Here is a 24,159-nt window from a genome sequence, read left to right as displayed (position 1 = left end):
TGACCTAGTTAGCGACAATGTTAACAAGCTTGCCAGGTACAACAATCACTTTACGAATGGTTTTACCTTCGATGAACTGCTGAACGTTGGGCTGCTCTTTCGCAGACGCTTCAATGCTCTCTTTGCTTGCATCAGCGGCAATTGTCATCTTAGCGCGAACCTTACCGTTAACCTGAACAATAATAAGTTTCTCGTCTTCAACCAACGCGGCTTTATCAGCCTGTGGCCATGGCGCTAAATCGATATCTTCGCTGTGACCCAACACTTTCCATAGCTCGTGAGCGATGTGCGGCGTAATAGGGTTTAGAAGCAACAAGATAGATTCACAGGCTTCGCGCATAATTGCGATGTCCTGCGCGTTTTCTTGTGGCGCTTTTTGAAGGTGGTTTAGCAATTCCATCACCGCTGCAACCGCAGTGTTAAAGGTTTGACGACGGCCTAAGTCATCAGACACTTTTTCTATGGTCTTGTGTACTTCACGGCGAAGTGCCTGTTGGTCTTTCGACAGTGCCTTAACATCAATCGCTTCTGGCGTGCCTTTTTCAACGTGCTCGGTCACCAACTTCCAGATACGACGTAAGAAACGGTTTGCACCTTCAACACCAGAGTCTACCCACTCAAGCGTTTGCTCCGGTGGCGCAGCAAACATGGTGAATAAACGCACCGTATCGGCACCGTACTGATCAATAACTTCTTGCGGGTCAATACCGTTATTCTTCGACTTAGACATTTTGGTCATGCCGCCGTGAATAACTTCCTCACCGTCAGCGGTTAGCCACGCTTTAACAATACGGCCTTTGTCGTCTTTTTCTGTGCTTACTTCGGTAGGCGAGAACCAGGTTTTCTTACCCGATGCGTCTTCACGATAGTAAGAGTCAGCTAACACCATACCTTGGCACAGCAAACGCTTAAACGGCTCGTCTGAGTTTACTAAGCCCTCATCGCGCAATAATTTGTGGAAGAAGCGCGAGTAAAGTAAGTGCAAGATAGCGTGCTCAATACCACCGATGTATTGATCTACCGGCAACCAGTAGTTGGCCGATGTAGGGTCAAGCATGGCGTCGTTGTTAGTAGCACAGGCATAGCGCGCGTAATACCACGATGACTCCATAAAGGTGTCGAAGGTATCCGTTTCACGTAACGCAGCTTCACCATTATAAGTGGTTTTTGCCCACTCAGGGTCAGCTTTAATTGGAGACGTTACGCCATTCATTTCCACGTCTTCAGGCAAAACAACCGGTAGTTGATCAGCAGGAACTGGTACAGATTCACCGTTTTCCAAATTCAACATTGGAATAGGTGCACCCCAGTAGCGTTGACGGCTTACGCCCCAGTCACGTAGACGATAATTTACTTTGCGCTTACCACAGCCTTTGCCTTCAAGTTCATCAGCAATACCATTGAATGCGGCATCGAACTCAAGACCGTCGAATTTATCAGAGTTGATCAAGCTGCCTTTTTCAGTAAATGCAGTGGCAGTAAGATCGCACTTATCTTCATCGCCCGCGTTTGGCGCGATAACTTGCTTAATTGGCAGGTTGTATTTAGTTGCAAATTCCCAATCACGCTGGTCGTGACCAGGAACGGCCATTACAGCGCCTGAACCGTAGTCCATTAGCACGAAGTTAGCGACCCAAATTGGCAGCATTTCACCTGTAAGAGGATGAACCACCTCAAAACCAGTGGCAAAACCTTTTTTCTCCATGGTTGCTAACTCTGCTTCAGCAACTTTGGTGTTTTTACACTCGTCAATAAAGGCCGCTAATTCTGCGTTTGATTTCGCTGCGAATTCGGCAAGCGGGTGCTGCGCAGCTACTGCAACGTAAGTAACCCCGTAGAAAGTATCTGGGCGCGTGGTGTATACCGTTAAGTCAGCAATGTCGTTAACCGCTAACGCTAAGTCGAAGGTAATTTCAACACCTTCAGAGCGACCAATCCAGTTTGCCTGCATAGCGCGCACTTGGTCTGGCCATTCTTCAAGCTGTTCTAAGTCTTGTAATAGCTCTTCAGCATAGTCAGTGATTTTAATAAACCACTGTGGAATTTCTTTTTGCTCTACAAGGGCTCCAGAGCGCCAACCGCGACCGTCGATAACCTGTTCGTTAGCCAAAACCGTTTGGTCTACAGGGTCCCAGTTCACCGTAGAGTTTTTCTTGTACACAAGGCCTTTTTCGTAAAGACGTGTGAAGAACCATTGTTCCCAGCGATAGTAATCTGATTTACATGTGGTTACTTCGCGATCCCAATCGTAACCGAAACCCAACGAGCGAAGTTGGTTTTTCATGTAATCAATATTTGAGTATGTCCATTTCGCCGGTGCAGTGTTGTTGTTAATTGCTGCATTTTCAGCCGGAAGACCAAAAGCATCCCAACCCATAGGCTGCAATACATTTTTACCCTGCATGCGCTGGAAACGGCTGATCACGTCACCAATGGTGTAGTTGCGCACGTGGCCCATGTGAAGTCGGCCACTAGGATATGGGAACATAGACAGGCAGTAGAATTTTTCTTTTTCTACGTCGTCATTTGCTTTAAACGATTGGTTTTCTTCCCAGTATTGCTGAACGCGTTGTTCAATGTCTTTCGGATTGTACTGATTATCGGCCATGAAACTTAGGCTTCCGCATTAAAAGTTAAAACGTTTATGAGCGGCATAAGGCGAGCTTGTAGCAACGCCTACTAACCGCACGTGGGATTCGCCCACTTAACATACATATAGCCCAATAGAATAACCCAGCGCTAAGCCATGCCTCAATAGCTTAACACGGAACTGGGCAATATTTATTGCCGCTTGCTTGAAAAGTGAGCATTAATGGCGCAGTTTAAGCCAATTGGGAGCGCAGTCTTACACCTTTTCCTATTTGAACTCATACTTTGACCGAACTATGCTGTCGATTAGTCTTTGCGTAAAATGTGCGTCAAAGTTCAACCGGCCCTCGTAACGCATTTAATTATTGTCACTAAACGCGGTTAGTGCATTAAGCTGTTGCGCCTGCACGTTGTCGACTACACGAACTAAATTGACTGCGTCTTCGTTAGATGCTTTTTTGCCATTAAAATGAATATTGCCTGAGGAGTTGTAGGTAAGGGTGACTTTAGTTTTCGGTTTACGACCGTCTTGCGGGTTGACGCTCGATGATGTGCTCGACTCTATTGTGCTGAATTCCCATGTTAGTGCACCTGACATACCCATTTCTTGAAGCGGGCCTAAGCCGCCTGTCATCACCACTTTTTTATTCGGTTCAATGTAGCTTACCTGCATATGCGCTGCACTCGCTGTGTCTGTCGTTTCACAGAAACAGCCCCCAGCCTGTTCATCTATGCGCAAAGCACCTTTCCACCACGTGTGGTCTTTCGGCCACCACATATCCACATGTTGAATAAAATGAGAGTACACGACTTCAACTGGCGCATAGCTTTCACTCTCGTTAGTAATTGAAAAACCTGAGTTATCTGCATAGTTAACGTTAGCCATACTCATTGAAGAAAATGCCGTGCTCAGAACGGTTGCAAGGAAAGAGGAGGTGAGTAGAAGGGTTGAGCGAGTTTTCGATTTTTTTGTCATCGTTATTACCCCTTTTATGTTCATTGGTTAATGCGCGCGAAACCTTGTCCCGTCGCCAAAACGAATTTCGCCCTTAATGAAACGCTACACTCTGCGTCGCAATGTATCAATGCTAATGAAGACCACAAAACCCTCGTAGTGCTCACCAATTCTCTCCTAACATCATGAAGGTGGTTGTTTGTTGTGCAATTAACGATGCAAAGCTGCCTTATTCAGGATAAGCGTTTGACACTAATGTTAATTAGGGTTTCACTTAAGTAAAGAAACAAAGATAGAACAGACATGTCTGTAGACAGTAAATTATATGCGTTAGATGTAGACGCACTTTCACCTACCATAAATCGCCGAGCGATAAACAGTGCCTTAAAAGATGATGAAGCGCTAAGTGCGACCTTCATTGGGCAAGAGCGTGCGCGTGAAGCACTGACATTTGGGTTAGGTATTAACACCAAAGGCTATAATCTTTACGTGATGGGAGAGCCTGCTACGGGGCGCTTCACCCTAGTGAAGGATTACATTGAACGCCAAGTTGCCCAGTTACCGGCGCCTGATGATTGTTGTTATATCAACAATTTTGACGAAGAGCGCGAACCTGTTGCGCTAAAATTTCCTCCCGGTGGTGGAAAAGCATTCCACAAGGACATGGCTGCGCTTATCGACGATGTCTTAGACTCACTGCCCATTGCCTTTGATAACCCGGGATATCAGCGCCGTCGCGCGTCAATATCCAGAGAGTTCGAGCAAAAATATGATGCGGCTATCGATGCGGTAGAGCGTTACGCACAAGCGAATGATGTTGCGCTGTACGAAGAGGGGGGCTCTATTACGTTTTCACCTATCGTTAACGGAAAGCCAATAAGTGACACAGAGTTTGCCTCGTTAACTGACGCACAACGGGAAGGGTTTTATACCCTTATTGACGAACTAGAAAACAGGTTAAGCGAAGGCTTGTTAAGCTTGCCTACGTGGAAACGCGAAAACTCTGAACGTCTGCGTGAGCTTGACAAAAAGACCGCAGAGCAGGGAATTAAACCACTGCTAAAAGTGCTTGAGCACAAATACGCCTCTGAGCTAGGGGTAATGAAGTTTCTCAAACAGCTTAAGACTGCATTGGTCCACGCCATCTTAGTCATTCACAGTGAAGAGCAGAAAGAAGAGAAGAGTGATGACTTCGACAAGAAGATATTTTTAGAAGAGCAATTTCTTCCTAATGTTTTGGTGTCGAATAAACTCGATGACGCAGCCCCCGTTATTTATGAGCCGAACCCTACTTATCAAAATTTGTTTGGCAAAATAGAGTACACCAACATTCACGGCAGCGTGTTCACCAACTATCGCATGATTCAGCCAGGTGCACTACACCGTGCAAATGGCGGTTATTTGTTGTTGGATGTCGACCAACTTATTGAGCAGCCTTTCGTGTGGGATACTCTAAAGCTTGCCATTAAGTCACAGCGCTTGCGCATGGACTTACCGCAACAAGACGTGGGCATGGTGAATAACATTACGCTAAATCCACAGCCCATCGACTTAAATGTGAAAATCGTTTTGTTAGGCTCGCGCGACTTATATTACACGCTGCAAGATTACGATGACGAATTTGACGAACTTTTCAGAGTGTTGGTGGATTTTGACTTGGAAATTCCCGTCACCAAACAGGCGCTTTTTGATTTCGTGGGCAAAGTACGTGCGCATCTTATTCAGTTAGGACTTAAAGGCATTACCGCTAACGCGATGTGCAGGCTGGTAGAGTACTCGTTAAGAATGGCCGAACACAAAGAAAAGCTATCTGCACATTTTGCTGAAGTTATCGAGCTGGTTAATGAAGCTTATTATTTTTGTCAAAAATCCAATGCCGACACGCTAGAACTTGATCATTTAAAGACAGCATTAAGTGCAAAGAAGCGACGCACTGGTCGCGTTAGCCAAACCCTTTTAAACGATATTAAAGAAGGGCACGTGCTTATTGCCACCGAAGGCAAAGCGGTAGGCAAAGTAAATGGGTTAACCGTATTAGATATTGGTGACACCGCATTTGGTACGCCCGCACGTATTACCTCTACTGTATTTGCCGGGGCTAGTGGAGTGGTTGATATTGAGCGAGAAGTAGAGCTTGGGCAGCCTATTCACTCTAAGGGCGTCATGTTACTTAACGGTTATTTAGGCAACAAATATGCGCAGCATTTCCCGCTAACCCTATCGGCAAATATTGCGCTAGAACAGTCATATGGACACATTGACGGCGACAGCGCATCCCTTGGTGAACTTGTTGCGCTTATCTCCGCGCTGACTGAAATCCCTTGCTTACAAACCTTGGCCATCACAGGTTCCATAAACCAGTATGGTGAAGTGCAGGCGGTTGGCGGTGTGAACGAAAAGATAGAAGGCTTTTTCGACTTGTGTCAACACCGCGGTCTTACCGGCACGCAGGGCGTGATTATTCCTAAATCAAATGCGATTAACTTGGTGTTAGACGCCACCGTAGTCGATGCTGTGAAAAAAGGGCTGTTCCATATTTATACTGTAGAGACCGTCGATGACGCGCTATCTATTTTGATGGAACAGGAAGCGGGTAAAATTAGCAGTAAAGGCCGCTACCCTAAAAATTCAATTAATTACCATGCCGTAAACCGTCTATACAACATTGCGCTGATCGTTAATGGTGGTGACGGCGAATAGAGACAATGAAGCGTACTCGTTGTGACGAGTTGCGCTTCTTGATTTTTGCTCTAAAAAGAAGCGTTTTTTCACTAGGACGCGCACACATAACAATTTAATGGTAAACGCAAGTACCAGAGCGAGTTAATCGCGGGTGCTGATGACCAGAGTTTCTGAAATTTTATCTTGGATGGCTTGCCGGTTTGGGTCCCAATAAATCTGTAAGAAACCCAATAACCCTGTTGCTAAACCCGCTCCATAACCACCGTAACGGCCAAAGCTTTCCCAGAGCGATAATCCAGAGCCATCGAGTTTGAGCACTTGTATATTCAACAAACGCTTTCCCGGAGTTTTACCATTGAACCAGGCGGTGAACACACTGTAATAGAGTACTGCCCAACCAAAGCCTAAGCCGAGCTCAGTAATTAACCCTTTAATCCATGCGACAATACTGTAAGACCCTGTAGAGGGCACTGGTTTTTTTTCATCTTCTGGACTAGATGAATCACTCAGATCACTGACAACCGCATCGTCACTGAAATAATTAGCCTCGTTAGCAACATCTAGCGTTAGCAGTAGCGTCCATAAGAGCATGAATGCTCCGGCGATTCTAAGGAATGAACGCGTAGTTTTTCTATCACTATTGTTCGCTAGGTTGCTGCTGGCTTTGTAAAACGTCACTGTGGTGATGATGGCTAAAAACAATGTATCGAGCGAGCTTAAAATGGCGACAAATAGTAGGTCGATACACTGAGCAAATCCGCGCTGAAAAGGTGTAGCAAGGCGCTTACCTAATAGTGATTCAGCCACTCCAAATGCATAAGGCGTCACAATATCTTTTGTTTCAACAGCGTTTTCTTTATCTGCCGAATTGTTTTCAATATCACTGCTAATAGGTGAGGTTTCAATGTGTTGATGATGAGGTGACATACGACGTCCACTGTGCTTGATTCAAATCCATAACGCTACTTTACACAGTAACGCATGTTATTTTAACTTTTTTATCCACTGCGTATTGACCAATTCATTGCATATTGTGGTGACAGTGTAATGTCTTCAAAAGTAGGAATATATTTCTTTCTTCGTAGCGTTTGCTTCTCTCGAATTTAATTTATGTTGTTGATTTATATACGCGGTATCAGATTTGCATCACCTTTTATCGAATGGATAACGATTACGCCTTTAAGGAGGTTTCGATGTTAAACTCAAAACGAACTATTACAGCGACTCTGGTTTCAGTAGCGATGATGGGCACCTCTGCTATCGCACATGCAAATATTGATGAGATGAAAGCTGCACAAATGCAGGCAGCATCTAAATCAGTGCAACCTTCGTCAAGAACTTTAGTGTCTGGAGATACATGGATTACACTGACTGGTGAAGTGTCATCTGTAGATTCAAAGTTTTTTACCCTAGATTATGGTGATGGCAGTATCTTTGTTGAATTAAAAGACACTGATCTCGACAGCAGAGCTTATGCAAATATGAAAGGTGAGGACGTAATGGTGACTGCTCGTCTTGACGATGGCATGTTTTCGAGCGAACGACTGATCGCTCAAAGCGTAATTGTTGACGGAATGGATACTGTATATTTAGCCGATTCAGTGAACCAAGCGTCGGCCGACCTTTACTTAAGTACGGCGAGCAACATTGAATTTGACGACGAAGAAATGGTGCTTGTAGGTACTGTAAAATCAATTGGCAAAGAAGTTATACAAATTGCTGTTGGTGATACTACCCTTACTGTAGAGCTCGATGAGTTAGAAAGTGCACCTGTAGATTCAGAGGGCTATCTAACGTTAATTGAGGGAGAACGCGTTCGCATCACCGGCGAACTAGAAGACGACTTCTTTAACCGCTTCATTGTTGAAGCTGATACATTGACTAAAATGAAAAGCTAGTTATAACTGTGACTGGCAATGTAAAAAAACCGCCGAAAGGCGGTTTTTTTCGATCAAAGGCTTACTACGCAGCTTGTTTCACCCACGTCTCTTTACTTCTAATAATTACTTCGGTGGCATGCGCAGACCACCATCTAAACGGATTGTTTCACCATTTAAATAACGGTTATTTACCATATGAATAACCAACTTAGCAAACTCTTCAGGCAGCCCAAGTCGCTTAGGAAACTGAACGTTGGCAGAAAGGGCGTCTTGCACTTTCTCAGGCATAGCAAGTAGCATTGGTGTTCCCATTACACCTGGTGCGATAGTGTTAACACGAATTCCCAACGGAGCCAAATCTCGAGCCATGGGCAGGGTTAGGCCAATAATACCACCCTTGCTTGCAGCATAGGCCGTTTGCCCTATTTGGCCTTCATAACCTGCCACAGACGCTGTATTTACAATCAGACCGCGCTCGCCTTCATCATTAATGGGTGATTGTTTAGCCATAGCTGCTGCAACCAAACGAGACACATTAAAGCTGCCGACCAAGTTAATATCGATAGTCTTTTGAAAATCGCCAAGCGGGGCAGGGTTGCCTTCTTTATCAAGTAAGCGTTTAGCAGGAGCAATACCTGCACAGTTAACCACTAAAGAAATAGCGCCAAACCTTTCGGTTGTCGCATCAATAGCAGCTTGAACAGACACTTCGTCGCGTACGTCGACTTTGGTGAAAAGTGCGTTTTCGTTGCCTAACTCTTCTACGCGCTGTGCGCCAAGCTCTTCATTTAAGTCGAAAAGGCTGACGTTAGCACCGGCATCTCGAAGTACGATAGCAGTGGCGTGACCAAGTCCCGAGCAACCACCAGTGACAATGGCAGTAAGATTATTTAGCGTCATAGTTTTCCCTTAAATCCTAGTTTTGCACTATTATTAACATGATGTTAACGGGAAGTAAGAAGAAAAACTATGGTGCCGAAAGGGTTCGGCACCTTTTGCAAAGTTATTTTGGCAACTGAATTTTACAGTCTTCGCTTTGACGGTAGATAATTAGTGTATGACCGATTACCTGAAGCTTAACTGAGTTTGTTTCACGAATAATGGCATCCATGATAAGCGCCTTTTCTTCGCGATCATCTGTTGGCACCTTAACTTTAATTAATTCGTGGTGGTTAAGTGCGTTATCGATTTCAGCAACCACACCTTCAGTAAGGCCGTTTCCACCGAGCTGCACAACTGGTTTTAAGGGGTGTGCAAGGCCCTTTAGGAATTGTTTCTGTTTATTTGAAAGTTTCATGAAGTAATATTTCTTACAATTAATCTGTTAGTTTATGCTTGAAATAACGTATTCTAACGCCATCTTCTCTACAATCCTAATGACATTGTATTGGAATGACAAAAAAGAAACACTCCGCCAGCAGTAAACGCTGGTTACAAGAACACGTTAACGACCATTATGTGCAAAAAGCAAATAAGGAAGGTTGGCGATCGCGAGCTATCTACAAACTGGAAGAAATCCAGAAAAAAGATAAGCTTATTAAACCAGGAATGACACTTGTAGACCTTGGTGCGGCTCCAGGCGGCTGGTCACAGCTGGCTGCACAGCTTGTTGGCGACAATGGTCAAGTTATCGCGTGCGATATTTTACCCATGGATCCAATAGTGGGCGTAGACTTTCTACAAGGCGATTTCAGAGAGGACGCTGTTCTCGACGCACTATTGAACAGAATCGGTGGGAACACCGTAGATATTGTGTTGTCTGATATGGCACCGAACCTTGCGGGCAACGCGTCGGTTGATCAATCTCGCTCTATGTACCTTTGTGAACTAGCGCTAGATATGTGTCACCAAGTGCTAAAACCCGGCGGTTCATTTGTCATAAAGGTGTTCCAAGGTGAAGGGTTTGTTGAGTTCATGAACGCACTTAAACAATCTTTCACAACCATAAAGACGCGTAAGCCTGACTCGTCCCGATCACGTTCACGAGAGGTGTATTTGGTGGCTTGTGGGTATAAAGTGTAGTACGCTTTGAGTTAAGCGGTTTTCGTTGCGAGTTGTGTCGTTTATTCAATAAACGACTTGTTGAATATACAAGCAACTCGGGTTTATAGAGGTTAGTAGCATTGAGCGATATGGCAAAAAATTTAATCTTATGGTTAGTCATCGCCGTTGTTTTAATGTCGGTTTTCCAGAGCTTTTCACCGAGTGAATCGTCTCGTTCGCAAACTGACTACACAACGTTTTTGAGAGAAGCAGAACAGGGGAATATTCGAGAAGTTCGCATCAACAATAGTGGCGAAATTCGAGGTACCAAACGTTCAGGCGAAACTTTCCAGACAATAGTACCTTACTTCGATGACAAGTTAGTGTCTGACTTGGTTAAGAACGACGTAAGAGTGTACGGCGAACCACCAGAAGAGCAGTCTCTTCTGACGTCTATTTTTATCTCATGGTTTCCCATGTTATTGCTTATTGGTGTGTGGATTTTCTTCATGCGTCAAATGCAAGGTGGCGGTGGCCGTGGCGCTATGTCATTCGGTAAAAGCAAAGCTCGCTTGCTTGGTGAAGATCAAATTAAGACAACCTTTGCTGACGTAGCAGGCTGTGATGAAGCAAAAGAAGATGTGTCTGAATTGGTAGACTTCTTACGCGACCCGTCTAAGTTTCAAAAGCTAGGTGGTAAAATTCCGAAGGGCGTACTTATGGTAGGTCCTCCTGGTACGGGTAAAACGTTGCTTGCAAAAGCTATTGCGGGTGAAGCAAAAGTACCATTCTTCACTATCTCGGGTTCTGACTTCGTTGAGATGTTCGTGGGTGTAGGCGCATCTCGTGTTCGTGACATGTTCGAACAAGCGAAGAAAGCAGCGCCATGTATTATCTTTATTGATGAAATCGATGCAGTAGGCCGTCAACGTGGTGCAGGTCTAGGTGGCGGTCACGACGAGCGTGAGCAAACCCTGAACCAAATGCTTGTTGAAATGGATGGTTTTGAAGGCCACGAAGGTATTATCGTTATTGCGGCTACAAACCGCCCAGACGTACTAGACCCAGCGTTACTTCGTCCAGGCCGTTTTGACCGTCAGGTAGTGGTTGGTCTTCCAGATATTCGCGGTCGTGAACAGATACTCAAAGTTCATATTCGCAAAGTACCTGTGGCTGACAACGTAGAGCCGTCGGTTATTGCCCGTGGTACACCAGGTTTCTCAGGTGCTGACCTTGCTAACCTTGTCAACGAGGCAGCATTGTTCGCTGCTCGCGGTAACAAACGCCTCGTTTCAATGGAAGAGTTTGAAAAAGCAAAAGACAAAATCATGATGGGCTCTGAGCGTAAGTCTATGGTAATGTCTGAGCCTGAAAAAGAAATGACAGCGTATCACGAAGCGGGTCACGCTATCGTCGGTCGCTTGGTACCTGAGCACGATCCGGTTTACAAAGTGTCAATCATTCCACGCGGTCGTGCGTTGGGTGTAACGATGTACTTGCCGGAACAAGACCGTGTGAGCCATTCTAAACAACATTTAGAAAGCATGATTTCTAGCTTGTTTGGTGGGCGTATTGCTGAAGCTATCATTTATGGTGACGACAAGGTAACAACGGGGGCGTCAAACGATATCGAGCGCGCCACTGAAATTGCACGTAAGATGGTGACCCAGTGGGGCTTGTCGAGCAAAATGGGCCCAATGCTATATGCCGAAGATGAAGGCGAAGTGTTCTTAGGCAAGTCTATGTCTAAGGCTACAAACATGTCTGATGACACCGCGCGTGCCATAGATGCGGAAATCAAGTCACTGATTGACCGCAACTACGAGCGTGCTCAGAAGATCCTTGAAGACAACATTGATATCTTACATTCAATGAAAGACGCACTAATGAAGTACGAAACCATTGATGCTAAGCAAATTGATGACTTAATGAACCGTACTGACGTTCGTCCTCCTGCAGATTGGGATGACAGCAAACCGTCTGGTGGCGATAAACCAAGTGGTGGTGCACCGGTTCGTGAAGGTGAAATTAAGAATGACGGTGTAGACAAACCGTCGGTAGGTAAGCCGGGTGATATCCCAAGCTAAACGTCTACGTTAATTAAAAAAACGCCAGTTTATCTGGCGTTTTTTATTAGAGCACACTTATTTTAATCACGGTTGGAATGTATTTTGACTGCTTCATTAATCGCTTTGAAGTTAGCAATATAGATCCATTCTCAAAGAGTATTTACTGTTAACTCGGTTGGTTAAAACAAGTTTGTTTTATCGCTTAATTGCTAAAAGATAATATTATTTTAAAAGTTAACATTGCAGGTAATTCATGCAGTTTGGAAAGCACTTTATTGATCTGTCACAACCGCATGTGATGGGAATTTTAAATGTTACGCCTGATTCATTCTCTGACGGCGGTAAGCACGCAAGCGTAACGCAAGCCCTCGAACATGCCCTTCGAATGATTGATGAGGGCGCAACGTTCATTGACGTAGGCGGTGAATCTACCCGACCTGGTGCACCTGATGTAACGCTTCAGGAAGAGCTCGATCGTACAATACCTGTCATTGAAGCAGTGGCGAAAAATACCGAGTGTGTCATTTCCATTGATACCAGCAAGGCTGACGTAATGCGCGAAGCCGTGAGGGCAGGCGCAGGGTTAATTAACGATGTACGTGCCCTACAAGAGCCAAATGCTCTAGAAGCTGCCGCCGAAGCAAAAGTACCAGTATGCTTAATGCATATGCAAGGTCAGCCTCGAACTATGCAAGATAATCCAGAATATGAGGATGTCGTTAAAGATGTTGGCCAGTTTTTATTGCAGCGTGCACAAATCTGCGAAGAGGCAGGCATTTCTAAAGATGCTATTTTGTTTGACCCCGGCTACGGATTCGGTAAATCACTGGATCATAACTATGCCTTAGTTAAACACCTGCCAACACTTATGGCTATGGGTTATCCAGTGCTAGTGGGTATGTCACGTAAGTCGATGATTGGCAATTTGCTCAACAGAAAAGTGGATGAGCGCTTGGCGGGAAGCATAAGCCTCGCTACAATTGCCGCCCAAATGGGCGCACACATAATTCGTGTTCACGACGTAAAAGAAACAGCAGATGCTGTCAATATCGTGAAAATGCTGAATACGATCAAATAAGGAATAATAATGACGCAGCGTAAATATTTCGGCACTGACGGAATCCGCGGAAAAGTAGGCGAGAGTAATATCAATCCAGAATTCGTTACCAAGTTGGGATGGGCAGCGGGTAAAGTGCTTGCAGGCCGCGGTACGAACAAAGTACTTATTGGCAAAGACACACGTATTTCAGGCTACATGCTAGAGTCATCTTTAGAAGCTGGACTGTCTGCAGCTGGTATCAATATTGGATTACTTGGCCCTATGCCCACGCCAGCTATTGCTTACCTCACCAAAACGTTTCGCTCTGAAGCCGGTATTGTAATTAGTGCGTCTCATAATCCATTTTATGACAACGGCATTAAATTTTTCTCTGCACAAGGCTTTAAACTTGATGATGATATCGAGTTAGCTATTGAGGATATGCTGGAGCGACCCATGACATGCGTAGCATCTGATAAGCTGGGTAAAGCTACGCGTATCAATGATGCTGCGGGTCGTTATATTGAGTTTTGTAAAGGCACTTTTCCCTCCGAACTTTCATTGACAGATTTAAAAATTGTTGTGGATTGTGCACACGGCGCAACGTATCACATTGCACCTAATGTACTCAGAGAGTTGGGGGCGACCGTTATCGAACTGGGTACTGCACCAGACGGCTTAAACATTAACGATGGTGTGGGCGCAACGTCAATGGACGCTATTGTAGCAAAGGTCAAAGAAACCGGCGCTGACCTTGGGTTTGCGTTAGACGGCGATGGTGATCGCATCATGATGGTAGACCATCTTGGTAACGTGTTAGACGGGGACCAGATAGTTTACATTATTGCGCGTGACGCACTGAAGAACGGTAAAATGCAAGGCGGTGTCGTTGGCACCTTAATGAGTAATTTAGGCCTAGAGAATGCGTTATCAAAACTGGGTGTGCCTTTTGCACGAAGTAACGTCGGCGACCGCTATGTAATGGAACTTCTGCAGAATAAAGGCTGGTCCATAGGTGGTGAAAACTCGGGGCATGTTCTCAATCTAAACATGAGCTCTACCGGCGATGGTATTGTTGCTGGACTTCAGGTGCTTGCTGCGATGCTTCGTTCAGATATGGACTTACACGACTTAGCAAGTGGATTCGAAATGTACCCGCAAACGCTAGTGAATGTTCGATACGCCAATCAAGAGATGGATTATTTAGCTCATGTTGACGTACAAAATGCTAAGAAAGAGGCCGAGTCTGCGTTAGGAAAAACGGGCAGGGTACTGCTACGCAAAAGTGGTACTGAACCGTTAATCCGTGTGATGGTTGAATCGAATGACGAGACCCAATCTCACAAATGGGCTGAGCATATTGCAGAAACTGTTCGTAATCTCGCCAATTAGTTGGCCTGGCAGGAAATTTTGCTTTTTGTGCTTGTATCTTATCAATTAAATAGTTAATATCACGCCCGCTTTGAAGACAGGGCTAAGGTCTACGTTGTGAGTGAAAATCTTAGAAAGCCATTTGTGGCTGGCAACTGGAAAATGAACGGAAATTTGGCATTAGTTGCTGAATTTAATCAAAAATTAGCGAAAGTAGAAGCTGAGTCGGAAATCGTAATTTGCGCTCCCTCACTTCTTTTACACGCGTTTGATACATGTTCGTTTGCCATAGGCGCTCAAAACGTAAGTCATCTGGATAACGGCGCTCACACCGGTGAATTGTCTGTTGAAATGCTTAAAGAAGCAGGTTGTGGATACGCTATTGTCGGACACTCAGAGCGACGGGAAGAGCAAGGCGAATCAAGCGAGCTTGTCGCATTAAAAGCTAAGCAGTGTGTCTCTTGTGGTGTAGTACCTATCATTTGTGTAGGTGAACCACTTGAAGTTAGAGAGGCTGGTGGTGTTGAAGCATTTGTTGGCGAGCAACTTAATGCACTAGTTAGCAGCATGTCGATAGATGAACTTAGCAAAACTGTGATTGCATACGAGCCGATTTGGGCAATTGGTACTGGTAAAACAGCCAGCCCAGAACAGGCTCAAGAAGTACATGAATTTATTCGCGGTTACTTTTATAAAGTAGACGCGCAACTGGCTCAAGGTCTTCGTATTTTGTACGGCGGCAGTGTTAAGCCAGATAATGCTGAAACCCTGTTTGCGCAAAAAGATGTAGACGGTGGTTTGATTGGCGGAGCCAGTTTAAAAGCGGAAGATTTTATTTCAATTTGCCAAGCGGCAAACTGACGAGGTATTTATGATTTACGAAGTGCTATTAGTAGCATACCTGATTGTTGCGCTATTACTTATTGGATTTGTTTTGATTCAACAAGGTAAAGGTGCAGATATGGGCGCTTCATTTGGCTCAGGCGGTTCTAACACTGTTTTCGGTTCATCGGGTTCAGGTAACTTTATGACTCGTACTACGGCAATTCTTGCAGGATTGTTTTTCTTCATCAGCCTGTCTTTAGGCGCAATGACGGCTAACCGTGAAAGTGCGGAAGACGAGTGGAACAATTTAGAGGTTCCTGCTTCTGTCGAAGATCAAGTTGAACTGCCCGCAGATCAGGACGTCCCTGTTATTGAAGGCGAGGCTCAAGGCGACGTTCCTGTTATTGAAAGTGACGTAGTAGACGTACCAAAGTCAGATGACGCTGAGGGATCGAACTAAAAACGTTTTCGCGGAAGTGGTGGAATTGGTAGACACGCCATCTTGAGGGGGTGGTGAGCATAGCTCGTGCGGGTTCAAGTCCCGCTTTCCGCACCAATTAAATGTAAAGGCCAGCATAATGCTGGCCTTTTCTGTTTTTACGTGTTTTATTTCTTGTTAAGATCACAACAGCGGACTTACTTTAAAGTTGCCAGCTCAGTTGTAACAAAGCGTTAAAATCTAGAACTTACAGGATGTTATGTCTATTCCTATTTTTGTTATTCAGCTATGCTTTTCGATAGCTAGATATTCTGTCCGCGATATAAATAAAATAATCTTTACGAGGCACTATAGTGCAAAAAACACTTAGTCAGAGTTTGTTCCAAACTCTGTTAATAGGGATTGTAATAGCTTCACTTCTGATAATTGGAGCCGTGTGGCGTTCTGCTAACACTCTCGTGGTTCAAAATATTGATCACAATATCGTATTAGCCGAAAAGGTGTTCGATAAGGTTGTTGCCGATCGTCAAGCTGTTATACGCAGTGTTTCAAAAGTATTGTCTCGCTCATTTGATTTCAGGCGTGCGGTTGGTACACAGAACATCCCTTCTATTGAAGCAGCGTTTACGAGTTACGCACAGAGACTAAACACCGATATCATCGCCTTAGTAAGCTTAGACCACCAAGTGGTAGTAACGCGCACAACGTTATTTGAAGTCGGCCAAAGTGTAGAAAGTAGTCTAGCGTTGGTTGCGAATGGGAATGACAGCGGTTTCTTTGTTGTTAATAACAAATTGGTTCAATTGAACTTAATTCGTGTAGAAATACCTACGCTCAGGTATTACATGTTAATTGGCGTAGAGTTCGATGATAGGGTATTAGAAGAGCTCAAGGAACTGGTCGATGCTGAAATAATAATCTCGGAAACTGATACTAATGACGTGCTCACGACGACCCTAGAAGAAAACGATGCACAGCGTATCTTAGCTTCAGAACGCGACCCTTCGTGGGTAGACGTAACGTTTAAAAACGATCTTACTTACTTTGCGCGTGAGGTTAATATCGCTTCTGATGGAAGGCTGCCGGTCAAGATTACATTGGCGGTAGATACAACGTCTTCATTTAGTGCTTTCACACGTATCCAGTTAACGATATTAGCATTCTGCTTACTGGCAATATTAATTGCTTTGGGTTTTTCCCTACTGCTGGCAAGGAACGTGAGTCGACCGGTATCTACATTGGTTAGAGCGGTGAATAAAGTGGCTTCTGGAAGCTATGGCGCAACGCTTGATACGCCCTCTAATATTAAAGAAATTACAGAGCTTGCCAATGCAGTTGATAGCATGCAAGCAAGTATTAAAAGTCGCGAAAAACATATTCGTTATCAGGCGGAACACGACGTTCTTACAGGGCTTTTTAATCGAAATTATGTTGAGAGTTTTTTTGAGTCTGAACTTCAAGAAGAAACAGCGTTACAAGTTGTTGCCATCACTGTAATCGGTTTTCGAACCATTAATGACCTCTATGGCTACTCAAACGGAGACAACACGTTAAAAGCGTTGGCTGAAAGGCTTCAGCGGTGGCCAGGCACGTCTGCAAGATTAGCGGGCGGTGAGATTTTGTATATTACGAAAGAGCAATTGAATGACGACCAGCTAGAAACGCTTAAATACATTCTAGAGCAACCTGTTGAAAGCAACCTTATTGCTATTCCAGTCAAAGTGGCCATGGCTGTGATTCAATGTCCACAAGACGCAACGACCTCAGAAGAACTGTTTAGAAAAATGAACATTGTTACTGACGAAGCGATACACAGTGACAGTTGGTGCGTTCGATATCGCACAGAGTTAGAAGACAAATACAACCGCAGACTATCAATTACGACGGAACTTAAGCGTGCATTAGCCAGCCAACAAAATGAATTGTCTATGGTTTATCAGCCGAAAATAGATTTACAAACAATGAAAGTGTGCAGTATGGAAGCGCTTATTCGCTGGAATAATAGTGTATTGGGTTTTGTACCGCCTGATGAATTTATTACGATAGCCGAACAAGCTGGGCTTATTGAGCAAGTGACTACTTGGGTTATGACGCAAACCATTTCAGACCTGGCTTACTTTAGAAGCAAGGGATATGGTTTCACGGTTGCGATGAACTTATCTACTCAAGATATTCAAAATAAGGTGCTTTTAGGGAAGCTCATGTCACTTTTAACCCAACAGGGGCTTTCACCTGAAGCTTTGGAACTAGAAATAACAGAAAGTGATTTAGTTGCGGACGCCGCACTTGCAATAGAGAACCTTAACGAAATGACATCGCGAGGGTTCCATTTCGCCATCGATGATTTCGGCACGGGCTATTCGTCGTTAGCGTATCTAAAGAATTTGCCCGTAAAGACGATTAAGATAGACAAAGGTTTTATCTTGTCGCTAGCAACTGACGAAAACGATCAGCAAATTGTTCATACCGTTCTAAGCTTGGCTAACGTATTTAATTTGAAAGTAGTGGCCGAAGGCGTTGAAGACATAGCGTCTCTTGAAATCTTAAAGGATTGGGGCTGTGACATTGTTCAAGGTTATTACATTAGTCGCCCATTGAGCCGTTCAGACCTTGAGGAATGGCTTCAAAATACGCCTTTCGGCGAATAGTTATACCGATAAATTAGATTTTTCGGTTTACAGTTATTACAGCGCAGTTGAGGCAGTCTGGATAGATATGGCATCGAAAATGCTTAACATATGGTGAACCGTATAATACGCTCTGAGGGCCAGAATTCTTCGCCAATCTGTGAGTATTTTGCCCACTGAGTTGTGAAATTATTTCAAATTCAAGGACTTTATTATGGACATCATTCGTATACTTTTATCGATTCTGCTACCACCTTTGGGCGTATTTTTACAAGTCGGTATTGGTGCCCACTTTTGGATCAATATTCTTTTAACTATCCTCGGCTATTTCCCTGGAGTTATCCACGCTGTTTACATCATCGCTAAAAAATAGTCGGTGTTCAACATTGTATAAGCAGTTTGTAAGCATATCGTGTTAACAACACATTGTTTGTAACACCATACTTATTAGTTCTAATTTAAGTAAACTAAAGCCAGCTTAATTAGCTGGCTTTTTATGTTATGACGTTTGACGAATTTCAGCTCTTCGGCAACGTTACAGAATTCACGTTAAGCCGTTAGTTTTTCATTGTCTAGCTCTTGTCTCATCTCTTTTTGATATTCATCAGCAAGTCTTGTTTTTTGGCGATCATTAAGCACATTCCCTGCGACTTGAAAGAATTCTTGTTCTTCGTCAGCAAGGTGATGCTCAACTTTTTCTTGGAGCGTTTTCAGATGGCGCAACCAAGCGGGCGAACTCATGTCGGTGTCATCAAGCTTTTCAAGCAACTCGTCAATCTCGTGATGCTCAGCAATCCCGTGACGGGTTAAATCGACAGTAGCGTCTTTTTCTAGAAGATGAGAATAGAAGTGGCGCTCTTCAGCAATAGCATGACTTTCAAGCTGGGTCTTAAGTTCTTGATAATATTCACGGCGTGCTGCAGTGTTTCCACTCGTCTCAGCCAGAATTTTAAGCAGCAAACGTTGCTTTTCATGATCTTGACGCAAAGCTTCAAAAATTTTCATGGGTAGTTCCTTATAAATACTTAAAAATGAATTACACCATGAGTAATGCTATTTTTATTCCATGAATGAGCGGGGGGTTAGATTATGATTTTTAAGAAAAATTTTATATAAGGTGAAAGAGAGTAGTTAAATAGGGTACGGGAAACAGCGCAAATTTTACAGGTCAGTTTCCGATAAATTCACGGCAGCATTACCGTGAACTTATCGGAGTAGGCGCGAGTCAGGTACCCTAAACTCCTTGTGCAACCATGGCGTCAGCAAGTCTTCTAAATGCTGCAACGTTAGCGCCTTTCATATAATTAACGTAGCTGCTTCCAGCATCGCCTTCAGTTTTACCCTCAACAACGCAGCGCTGATGAATACTTTCCATAATTGAATAGAGCTGCTCATCGAGTACGCCTGCTTTACGCTGATTAAATGTGGCATTTTGCCCCATTTCTAAGCCAGACAGTGCAACACCCCCAGCGTTAGATGCTTTGCCCGGTACGTATGCTATTTGGGCGTTTAAAAACAAAGCCTGCGCTTCATTTGTACACGGCATATTCGCACCTTCTAGTACCATTTTACAGCCGTTGTCTAGCAGAGATTTCGCATCTTCTTCAAGTAGTTCGTTTTGCGTAGCACAAGGCAGTGCTATGTCGCATTTTAAATGCCAAGGCTTTTTATTAGCAATCCACTTGCCCATGTTTTTATCTGCCATGTCAGTAAGGATATTGTTGCGGTTTGCATGGTTGTTGATTGCCCATTTTAACTCGGTATCAGTTAACCCATCCTCATTATGTAAAAGCCCTCGGCTATTGGATAGCGAAACAACTTTCCCACCTTTCTCTACCGCTTTAAGTGCCGCATGCAGCGCTACGTTTCCTGCTCCAGATACCGCGATGGTTTTGCCTTCTATTAGCGTGTTTTTGTGCCGGCACACCGCTTCTAAAAAGTAAATTAAGCCAAAGCCTGTCGCTTCAGTGCGCACATAACTTCCCCCGAACTCTAAACCTTTGCCGGTTAATACCCCCTCAAACTTGTTGTTAAGTCTGCGATATTCACCGTATAGGTATCCTATCTCTCTGGCGCCAACGTTTATGTCGCCTGCAGGCACATCGGTATTTGCACCAATGTGCCGCTGTAATTCACGCATAAATGCCTGGCAGAACAGCATAATATCGCGATCTGTACGTCCTTTGGGGTTAAAGTCTGAACCGCCTTTGCCTCCGCCCATAGGTAAGCCGGTGAGCGCATTTTTAAAGCATTGTTCGAATGCAAGAAACTTAAGCACAGAGAGGTTTACGGTAGGGTGAAAGCGTAAGCCCCCTTTGTAAGGGCCCATGGCCGAATTGTGCTGCACACGCCAGCCTTGGTTTACTTCAATTTTTCCCTCGCTGTTCATCCATGAGACGGTGAAATAGATAATGCGTTCAGGCAGGCAAATACGCCTTACTATGTCAAACGCCTTGTAATCTTCGTTCGCATTGTAAATAGGAACGATGTCTTCAAGCACTTCGTGTACTGCTTGAAGATACTCTGTTTCACCTGCGAACTTCTCATTAAGAAAAGTATATATTTCATCAAAATTGCTTTTCTGGGCCATGTACTACTTAATCCTTTTCTTTAAAATTGGTGAGCACGGTGAGACTGCGAGGGCACGCTTTAATAACCAGTGATTCGCCCTCATAGATCTCGCCATCCACAGCATATGCTGTAGGTTTATCGAACGTTAAAGTAATGTTGGACGCGCGTTCATGGTGTATAGATTCTGATTGTTTTTTTGCTTCGGCTGGGCTCAATACCAACTCAGCCAAAGACGCAAACTGTCTGTCTGAACTAGGCTGTGGTAACAACCACGTTAAATCAAGTTTGCCGTCTGTAATGTCAGGGGGCTCTGCGCCTTGCGCAAGCGCTGTGGTCATTGGAGCCGCGTTTGCAATAACAAAACTCGGTGTTTCTAAGGTTTCAGCTGGCTGGTTGTCTTTTGTTACTTTAAACGTCATGTTTTCATTATTTGAAATCGCATTCCAGAGCCCTTTAAGGTAGGCAAATTGGCCTCCCATGTTCTTTTCTTCACGGTCAGCGGCAGAGATCATTTTCTCTTCAAAGCCTACGGCTGCCACAAGTAACATCACATGGTCGTTACACGTTGCGGTATCGATATCCAAAGTATTACCTTCGATAATAATGTCGCATGCGGTACTTATTGGCATTACTTTACTGATATATCCGTGCAACACCTGACTGAGCGCATTTGCCGTACCAAAAGGGATAATGCCCATGGTGATACCAGTATTTACGAGAGCAGACGCGACTTCAGTTAACGTTCCGTCGCCGCCACATGCAACGATTATGTTGGCGCCGTCTTGTTTTGCTTGCTCAGCAAGTGCCTTACCGTCTACTTCCGGGGTGGTTTTTTTCACGGTCACTTTAAATTTTTCGTTTAGTCGAGAAAGAACGTCATCACGGTATTGTTTCCATTTACCACCACCAGCAACGGGATTGACAATAAGGGTTAAATTCTTCTGTAAAAGTAGCAAGCCGCCATCTCTTACCTGCTGTAATGAAGCTAATTGACGCTTGTTAAGCCTTGCCGTTTGGCGAATTTGATTAATTTCGCGCAATGCATCGTCTACCGTTAACTTAGGATTTTTGGCCAGTAGATAGGCTGCTACCACCAGAACAGAGCGGCCTCGGCCAAGCGCACAATGCACAACAACGTTCTTCTTTTCAGAAATTTGTTGGTTTAGCCAATTTATTGCTAAGACAAGCTGTTCTGGAGTGGGACTGGTATGGTCAAGTACCGGTACGTTTAAATAACGGTAATCTTCTTGGTAAGCCGTCCAATCCAGTCCATCAAATTCAGCAGTTACGTCAAGAATTGCATCAATGTTATTCTTATTTAGAAGGCTAACGTGCTTTCCTGACATGCGACATGCAAGGAACAAGTGTGGCTCAATTTTTTGAAGAGGTGGGACTTTGTCAGTTCTACGCGCGTATTCGTTGTAAAGCCATGAGCCTAATAAGAAAGGCACGAATATCCAGCGAATGTAGAATGGTATAGATCCGTCTTCACGTTTGCGAAATAGGCTTGGGTAATTCAGCAAATAGGCGCTACTCACTGCAATAAGCGAAAATGCAATCCAACCAAACGCCACTTTAAATAATATCACTGGCACAGCCAACGTTAGTGCTAACGCCATTAATGCACCAAGTACGTAATACTTCACCATTTTCACGATTAACACATCCTTTGTAATTGGAAAGAACAAACAGTCTATGCATCTATACTTACACTAGAACGTTTTCGTTTACTTTCGTCGTAATAGGGTTGAACTATCGCCTAACGGTAAACGTATGTTTTGGTATTGAAAATATGAGCGTTTCAAATGAAGAATAATGCAGTATTGAAGGTTGCGAACTTTGTATGGTTCCAAGGTATTTGGTGGCTGGTTATCCTGTTCCAAAATAAAGCCGTGTTACCGGTAGTAGGGTTGCTCCTGGTTTGGATTGCCATATCGCCCAAACGAACGGAAGACATAAAATTAATGGGTACGCTCTTTCTACTCGGCACGGTAGTCGACGCGCTTCTTACTTTAAGCGGGTTATTTATTTTCACCGAGACAGAAACGCTAGTGAGCTTTTGGCCAATACCTATTTGGCTAAGTCTTTTGTGGGCGGCGTTTGCAGGTACGGTTTACCACAGTTTAACTGCCTTTAACGGGCAAATGCTTATGGCAGCAATTGCGGGAGCAGTTTTTGCACCGCTTAGTTATATAGCTGGGGCTAAATTTGGCGCGGTGGAACTGGGTACTAGCATGCTGCTCTCTTATATTTTCATTGCTTTAGTGTGGAGTGTTATTTTTCCGCTTTGTTTTTATTTATCCAATCGTTTTGAGGCAAACCAAGCCAAAGCGTAAATGCAAGGAGTGTATCAGCAATGACGAAAAACGTATTAGTGACTGGTGGTAACAGGGGGATAGGCCTTGAAATAGTGAAGGGCATGCTCTCTAAAGGCTATAAAGTATTAATGGGATGCCGTGATGAAGAATCGGGCCTTGAAGCCAAAAAGGATATCGTAGGAGGGGACTTACATATTATCGAGATGCCTCTTGATAACGAAACCGCAATTGTCGACGCATTTGTTAGGGCCGAGGCCGTGTATGGTCCTATCGATATTCTTATAAACAATGCAGGCATATTAGATGACACATCTTGGAACGATGTAAATTCTGAGACGTTGGTTAAATCAATGCAAATTAATGTGAACGCCCCACTTACGCTTATCCAGCAAACGTTGCCGCAAATGATTGAGCGAGGTTTCGGGCGAATTATCAACGTAAGCTCGAGTTATGGCAGCTTTGCCGAGGGGCTTAAAGGACCAATGTGTTATGCGATAACAAAAGCTGCAGTTAATGCGCTGACGGTCAAAATGGCGGCGGTAGTTGATGATGCGGCAGATGGAAAAAGCCTTGATGTGACAGTAAATAGCATGACACCTGGGTGGGTACATACCAGAATGGGCGGAAGTGATGCGCCTAAAACGCCCGAGGAAGGCGCGGATACGGCCATTTGGCTGGCAACGATGGAAGAGGGCGGCCCGCATGGCCAATTTTTAAAAGATAGAGAGCCTATTGAGTGGTAGCCTTATTTAACTAGCCTAGCTTATCTGGTTTAAAGGCTACCATTTCGACAGTATTGTTTAAGCAGAAC

General features: G+C 44.3%; 20 protein-coding genes and 1 tRNA gene. 13 read left to right on the top strand and 8 right to left on the bottom strand.

Translation table 11 applies throughout. From position 1 onward, the window contains the following. Nucleotides 1-4: 4 nt before the first annotated feature. Nucleotides 5-2,608 (bottom strand): leucine--tRNA ligase, encoded by a 2,604-nt coding sequence (gene leuS / locus V7R42_RS00165; RefSeq protein WP_334018252.1) that lies wholly within the window; start codon nucleotides 2,606-2,608, stop codon nucleotides 5-7. Nucleotides 2,609-2,947: 339 nt separating this feature from the next. Beyond that, the gene (locus V7R42_RS00160; protein WP_334018251.1) at nucleotides 2,948-3,565 is read right to left on the bottom strand and encodes a hypothetical protein; all 618 of its coding nucleotides are present in this window, start codon (nucleotides 3,563-3,565) and stop codon (nucleotides 2,948-2,950) included. Between the two features lie 282 nt (nucleotides 3,566-3,847). On the opposite strand from V7R42_RS00160, the gene V7R42_RS00155 reads away from it, so the two are divergent. Then, nucleotides 3,848-6,244 (top strand): Lon protease family protein, encoded by a 2,397-nt coding sequence (locus V7R42_RS00155; protein ID WP_334018250.1) that lies wholly within the window; start codon nucleotides 3,848-3,850, stop codon nucleotides 6,242-6,244. A 123-nt stretch (nucleotides 6,245-6,367) separates the two neighbouring features. Here the strand turns inward: V7R42_RS00155 and V7R42_RS00150 are convergent, their stop codons facing one another. Then, nucleotides 6,368-7,153, bottom strand: coding sequence for an RDD family protein (locus V7R42_RS00150; RefSeq protein ID WP_334018249.1), 786 nt, complete (start codon nucleotides 7,151-7,153; stop codon nucleotides 6,368-6,370). Between the two features lie 266 nt (nucleotides 7,154-7,419). Here V7R42_RS00150 and V7R42_RS00145 point away from each other — a divergent pair, with 266 nt between their 5' ends. Then, nucleotides 7,420-8,124 (top strand): hypothetical protein, encoded by a 705-nt coding sequence (locus V7R42_RS00145; RefSeq protein ID WP_334018248.1) that lies wholly within the window; start codon nucleotides 7,420-7,422, stop codon nucleotides 8,122-8,124. Nucleotides 8,125-8,229: 105 nt separating this feature from the next. Here the strand turns inward: V7R42_RS00145 and V7R42_RS00140 are convergent, their stop codons facing one another. Continuing rightward, nucleotides 8,230-9,006 (bottom strand): 3-hydroxyacyl-CoA dehydrogenase, encoded by a 777-nt coding sequence (locus tag V7R42_RS00140; RefSeq protein WP_334018247.1) that lies wholly within the window; start codon nucleotides 9,004-9,006, stop codon nucleotides 8,230-8,232. 103 nt (nucleotides 9,007-9,109) lie between these two features. After that, nucleotides 9,110-9,403 (bottom strand): ribosome assembly RNA-binding protein YhbY, encoded by a 294-nt coding sequence (gene yhbY / locus V7R42_RS00135; RefSeq protein ID WP_334018246.1) that lies wholly within the window; start codon nucleotides 9,401-9,403, stop codon nucleotides 9,110-9,112. Between the two features lie 95 nt (nucleotides 9,404-9,498). On the opposite strand from yhbY, the gene rlmE reads away from it, so the two are divergent. The 9 genes from rlmE to V7R42_RS00090 all read left to right on the top strand — a co-directional run bounded on the left by rlmE (nucleotide 9,499) and on the right by V7R42_RS00090 (nucleotide 18,832). After that, nucleotides 9,499-10,128, top strand: coding sequence for a 23S rRNA (uridine(2552)-2'-O)-methyltransferase RlmE (gene rlmE / locus V7R42_RS00130; protein WP_014949364.1), 630 nt, complete (start codon nucleotides 9,499-9,501; stop codon nucleotides 10,126-10,128). 101 nt (nucleotides 10,129-10,229) lie between these two features. Beyond that, nucleotides 10,230-12,176 (top strand): ATP-dependent zinc metalloprotease FtsH, encoded by a 1,947-nt coding sequence (gene ftsH / locus V7R42_RS00125; RefSeq protein ID WP_334018245.1) that lies wholly within the window; start codon nucleotides 10,230-10,232, stop codon nucleotides 12,174-12,176. Between the two features lie 235 nt (nucleotides 12,177-12,411). Continuing rightward, a complete protein-coding gene (gene folP / locus V7R42_RS00120) occupies nucleotides 12,412-13,236 on the top strand; it encodes a dihydropteroate synthase (RefSeq protein ID WP_334018244.1) in 825 nt (274 codons plus the stop codon). 9 nt (nucleotides 13,237-13,245) lie between these two features. Then, a complete protein-coding gene (glmM, locus tag V7R42_RS00115; protein ID WP_334018243.1) occupies nucleotides 13,246-14,589 on the top strand; it encodes a phosphoglucosamine mutase in 1,344 nt (447 codons plus the stop codon). A gap of 96 nt (nucleotides 14,590-14,685) precedes the next feature. After that, nucleotides 14,686-15,429 carry a triose-phosphate isomerase gene (gene tpiA, locus V7R42_RS00110; RefSeq protein WP_334018242.1) on the top strand — a complete coding sequence of 248 codons (744 nt, stop codon included), beginning with the start codon at nucleotides 14,686-14,688 and terminating at the stop codon, nucleotides 15,427-15,429. A 10-nt stretch (nucleotides 15,430-15,439) separates the two neighbouring features. Then, nucleotides 15,440-15,853: a preprotein translocase subunit SecG gene (secG, locus tag V7R42_RS00105; RefSeq protein WP_334018241.1), complete on the top strand. Its 414-nt coding sequence runs from the start codon at nucleotides 15,440-15,442 to the stop codon at nucleotides 15,851-15,853. A 10-nt stretch (nucleotides 15,854-15,863) separates the two neighbouring features. Continuing rightward, nucleotides 15,864-15,949, top strand: a tRNA-Leu gene (locus V7R42_RS00100). Between the two features lie 236 nt (nucleotides 15,950-16,185). Then, a complete protein-coding gene (locus V7R42_RS00095; protein WP_334018240.1) occupies nucleotides 16,186-18,480 on the top strand; it encodes a putative bifunctional diguanylate cyclase/phosphodiesterase in 2,295 nt (764 codons plus the stop codon). Nucleotides 18,481-18,673: 193 nt separating this feature from the next. Continuing rightward, nucleotides 18,674-18,832, top strand: a complete 159-nt coding sequence (locus V7R42_RS00090) for a YqaE/Pmp3 family membrane protein (RefSeq protein WP_014949371.1) — start codon at nucleotides 18,674-18,676, stop codon at nucleotides 18,830-18,832. A 176-nt stretch (nucleotides 18,833-19,008) separates the two neighbouring features. Here the strand turns inward: V7R42_RS00090 and V7R42_RS00085 are convergent, their stop codons facing one another. From V7R42_RS00085 to V7R42_RS00075, 3 genes are all read right to left on the bottom strand, one after another. Further along, a complete protein-coding gene (locus tag V7R42_RS00085) occupies nucleotides 19,009-19,464 on the bottom strand; it encodes a hemerythrin domain-containing protein (RefSeq protein WP_334018239.1) in 456 nt (151 codons plus the stop codon). Between the two features lie 229 nt (nucleotides 19,465-19,693). Continuing rightward, the gene (gdhA, locus tag V7R42_RS00080; RefSeq protein ID WP_334018238.1) at nucleotides 19,694-21,049 is read right to left on the bottom strand and encodes an NADP-specific glutamate dehydrogenase; all 1,356 of its coding nucleotides are present in this window, start codon (nucleotides 21,047-21,049) and stop codon (nucleotides 19,694-19,696) included. A gap of 7 nt (nucleotides 21,050-21,056) precedes the next feature. Further along, on the bottom strand, nucleotides 21,057-22,685 hold the full coding sequence (locus V7R42_RS00075) for a diacylglycerol kinase family protein (protein ID WP_334018237.1): 1,629 nt from the start codon (nucleotides 22,683-22,685) through the stop codon (nucleotides 21,057-21,059). A gap of 150 nt (nucleotides 22,686-22,835) precedes the next feature. Here V7R42_RS00075 and V7R42_RS00070 point away from each other — a divergent pair, with 150 nt between their 5' ends. Further along, complete coding sequence (locus tag V7R42_RS00070) at nucleotides 22,836-23,366, top strand: DUF2878 domain-containing protein (protein ID WP_334018236.1); 531 nt, start codon at nucleotides 22,836-22,838, stop codon at nucleotides 23,364-23,366. A gap of 20 nt (nucleotides 23,367-23,386) precedes the next feature. Further along, nucleotides 23,387-24,091 (top strand): SDR family NAD(P)-dependent oxidoreductase, encoded by a 705-nt coding sequence (locus V7R42_RS00065; RefSeq protein WP_334018235.1) that lies wholly within the window; start codon nucleotides 23,387-23,389, stop codon nucleotides 24,089-24,091. Nucleotides 24,092-24,159: the final 68 nt, after the last annotated feature.

The organism is Alteromonas sp. S015 (assembly GCF_036864485.1).
Classification (GTDB): Bacteria; Pseudomonadota; Gammaproteobacteria; order Enterobacterales; family Alteromonadaceae; genus Alteromonas.
This window is presented reverse-complemented; position numbering and strand designations above follow the sequence as displayed.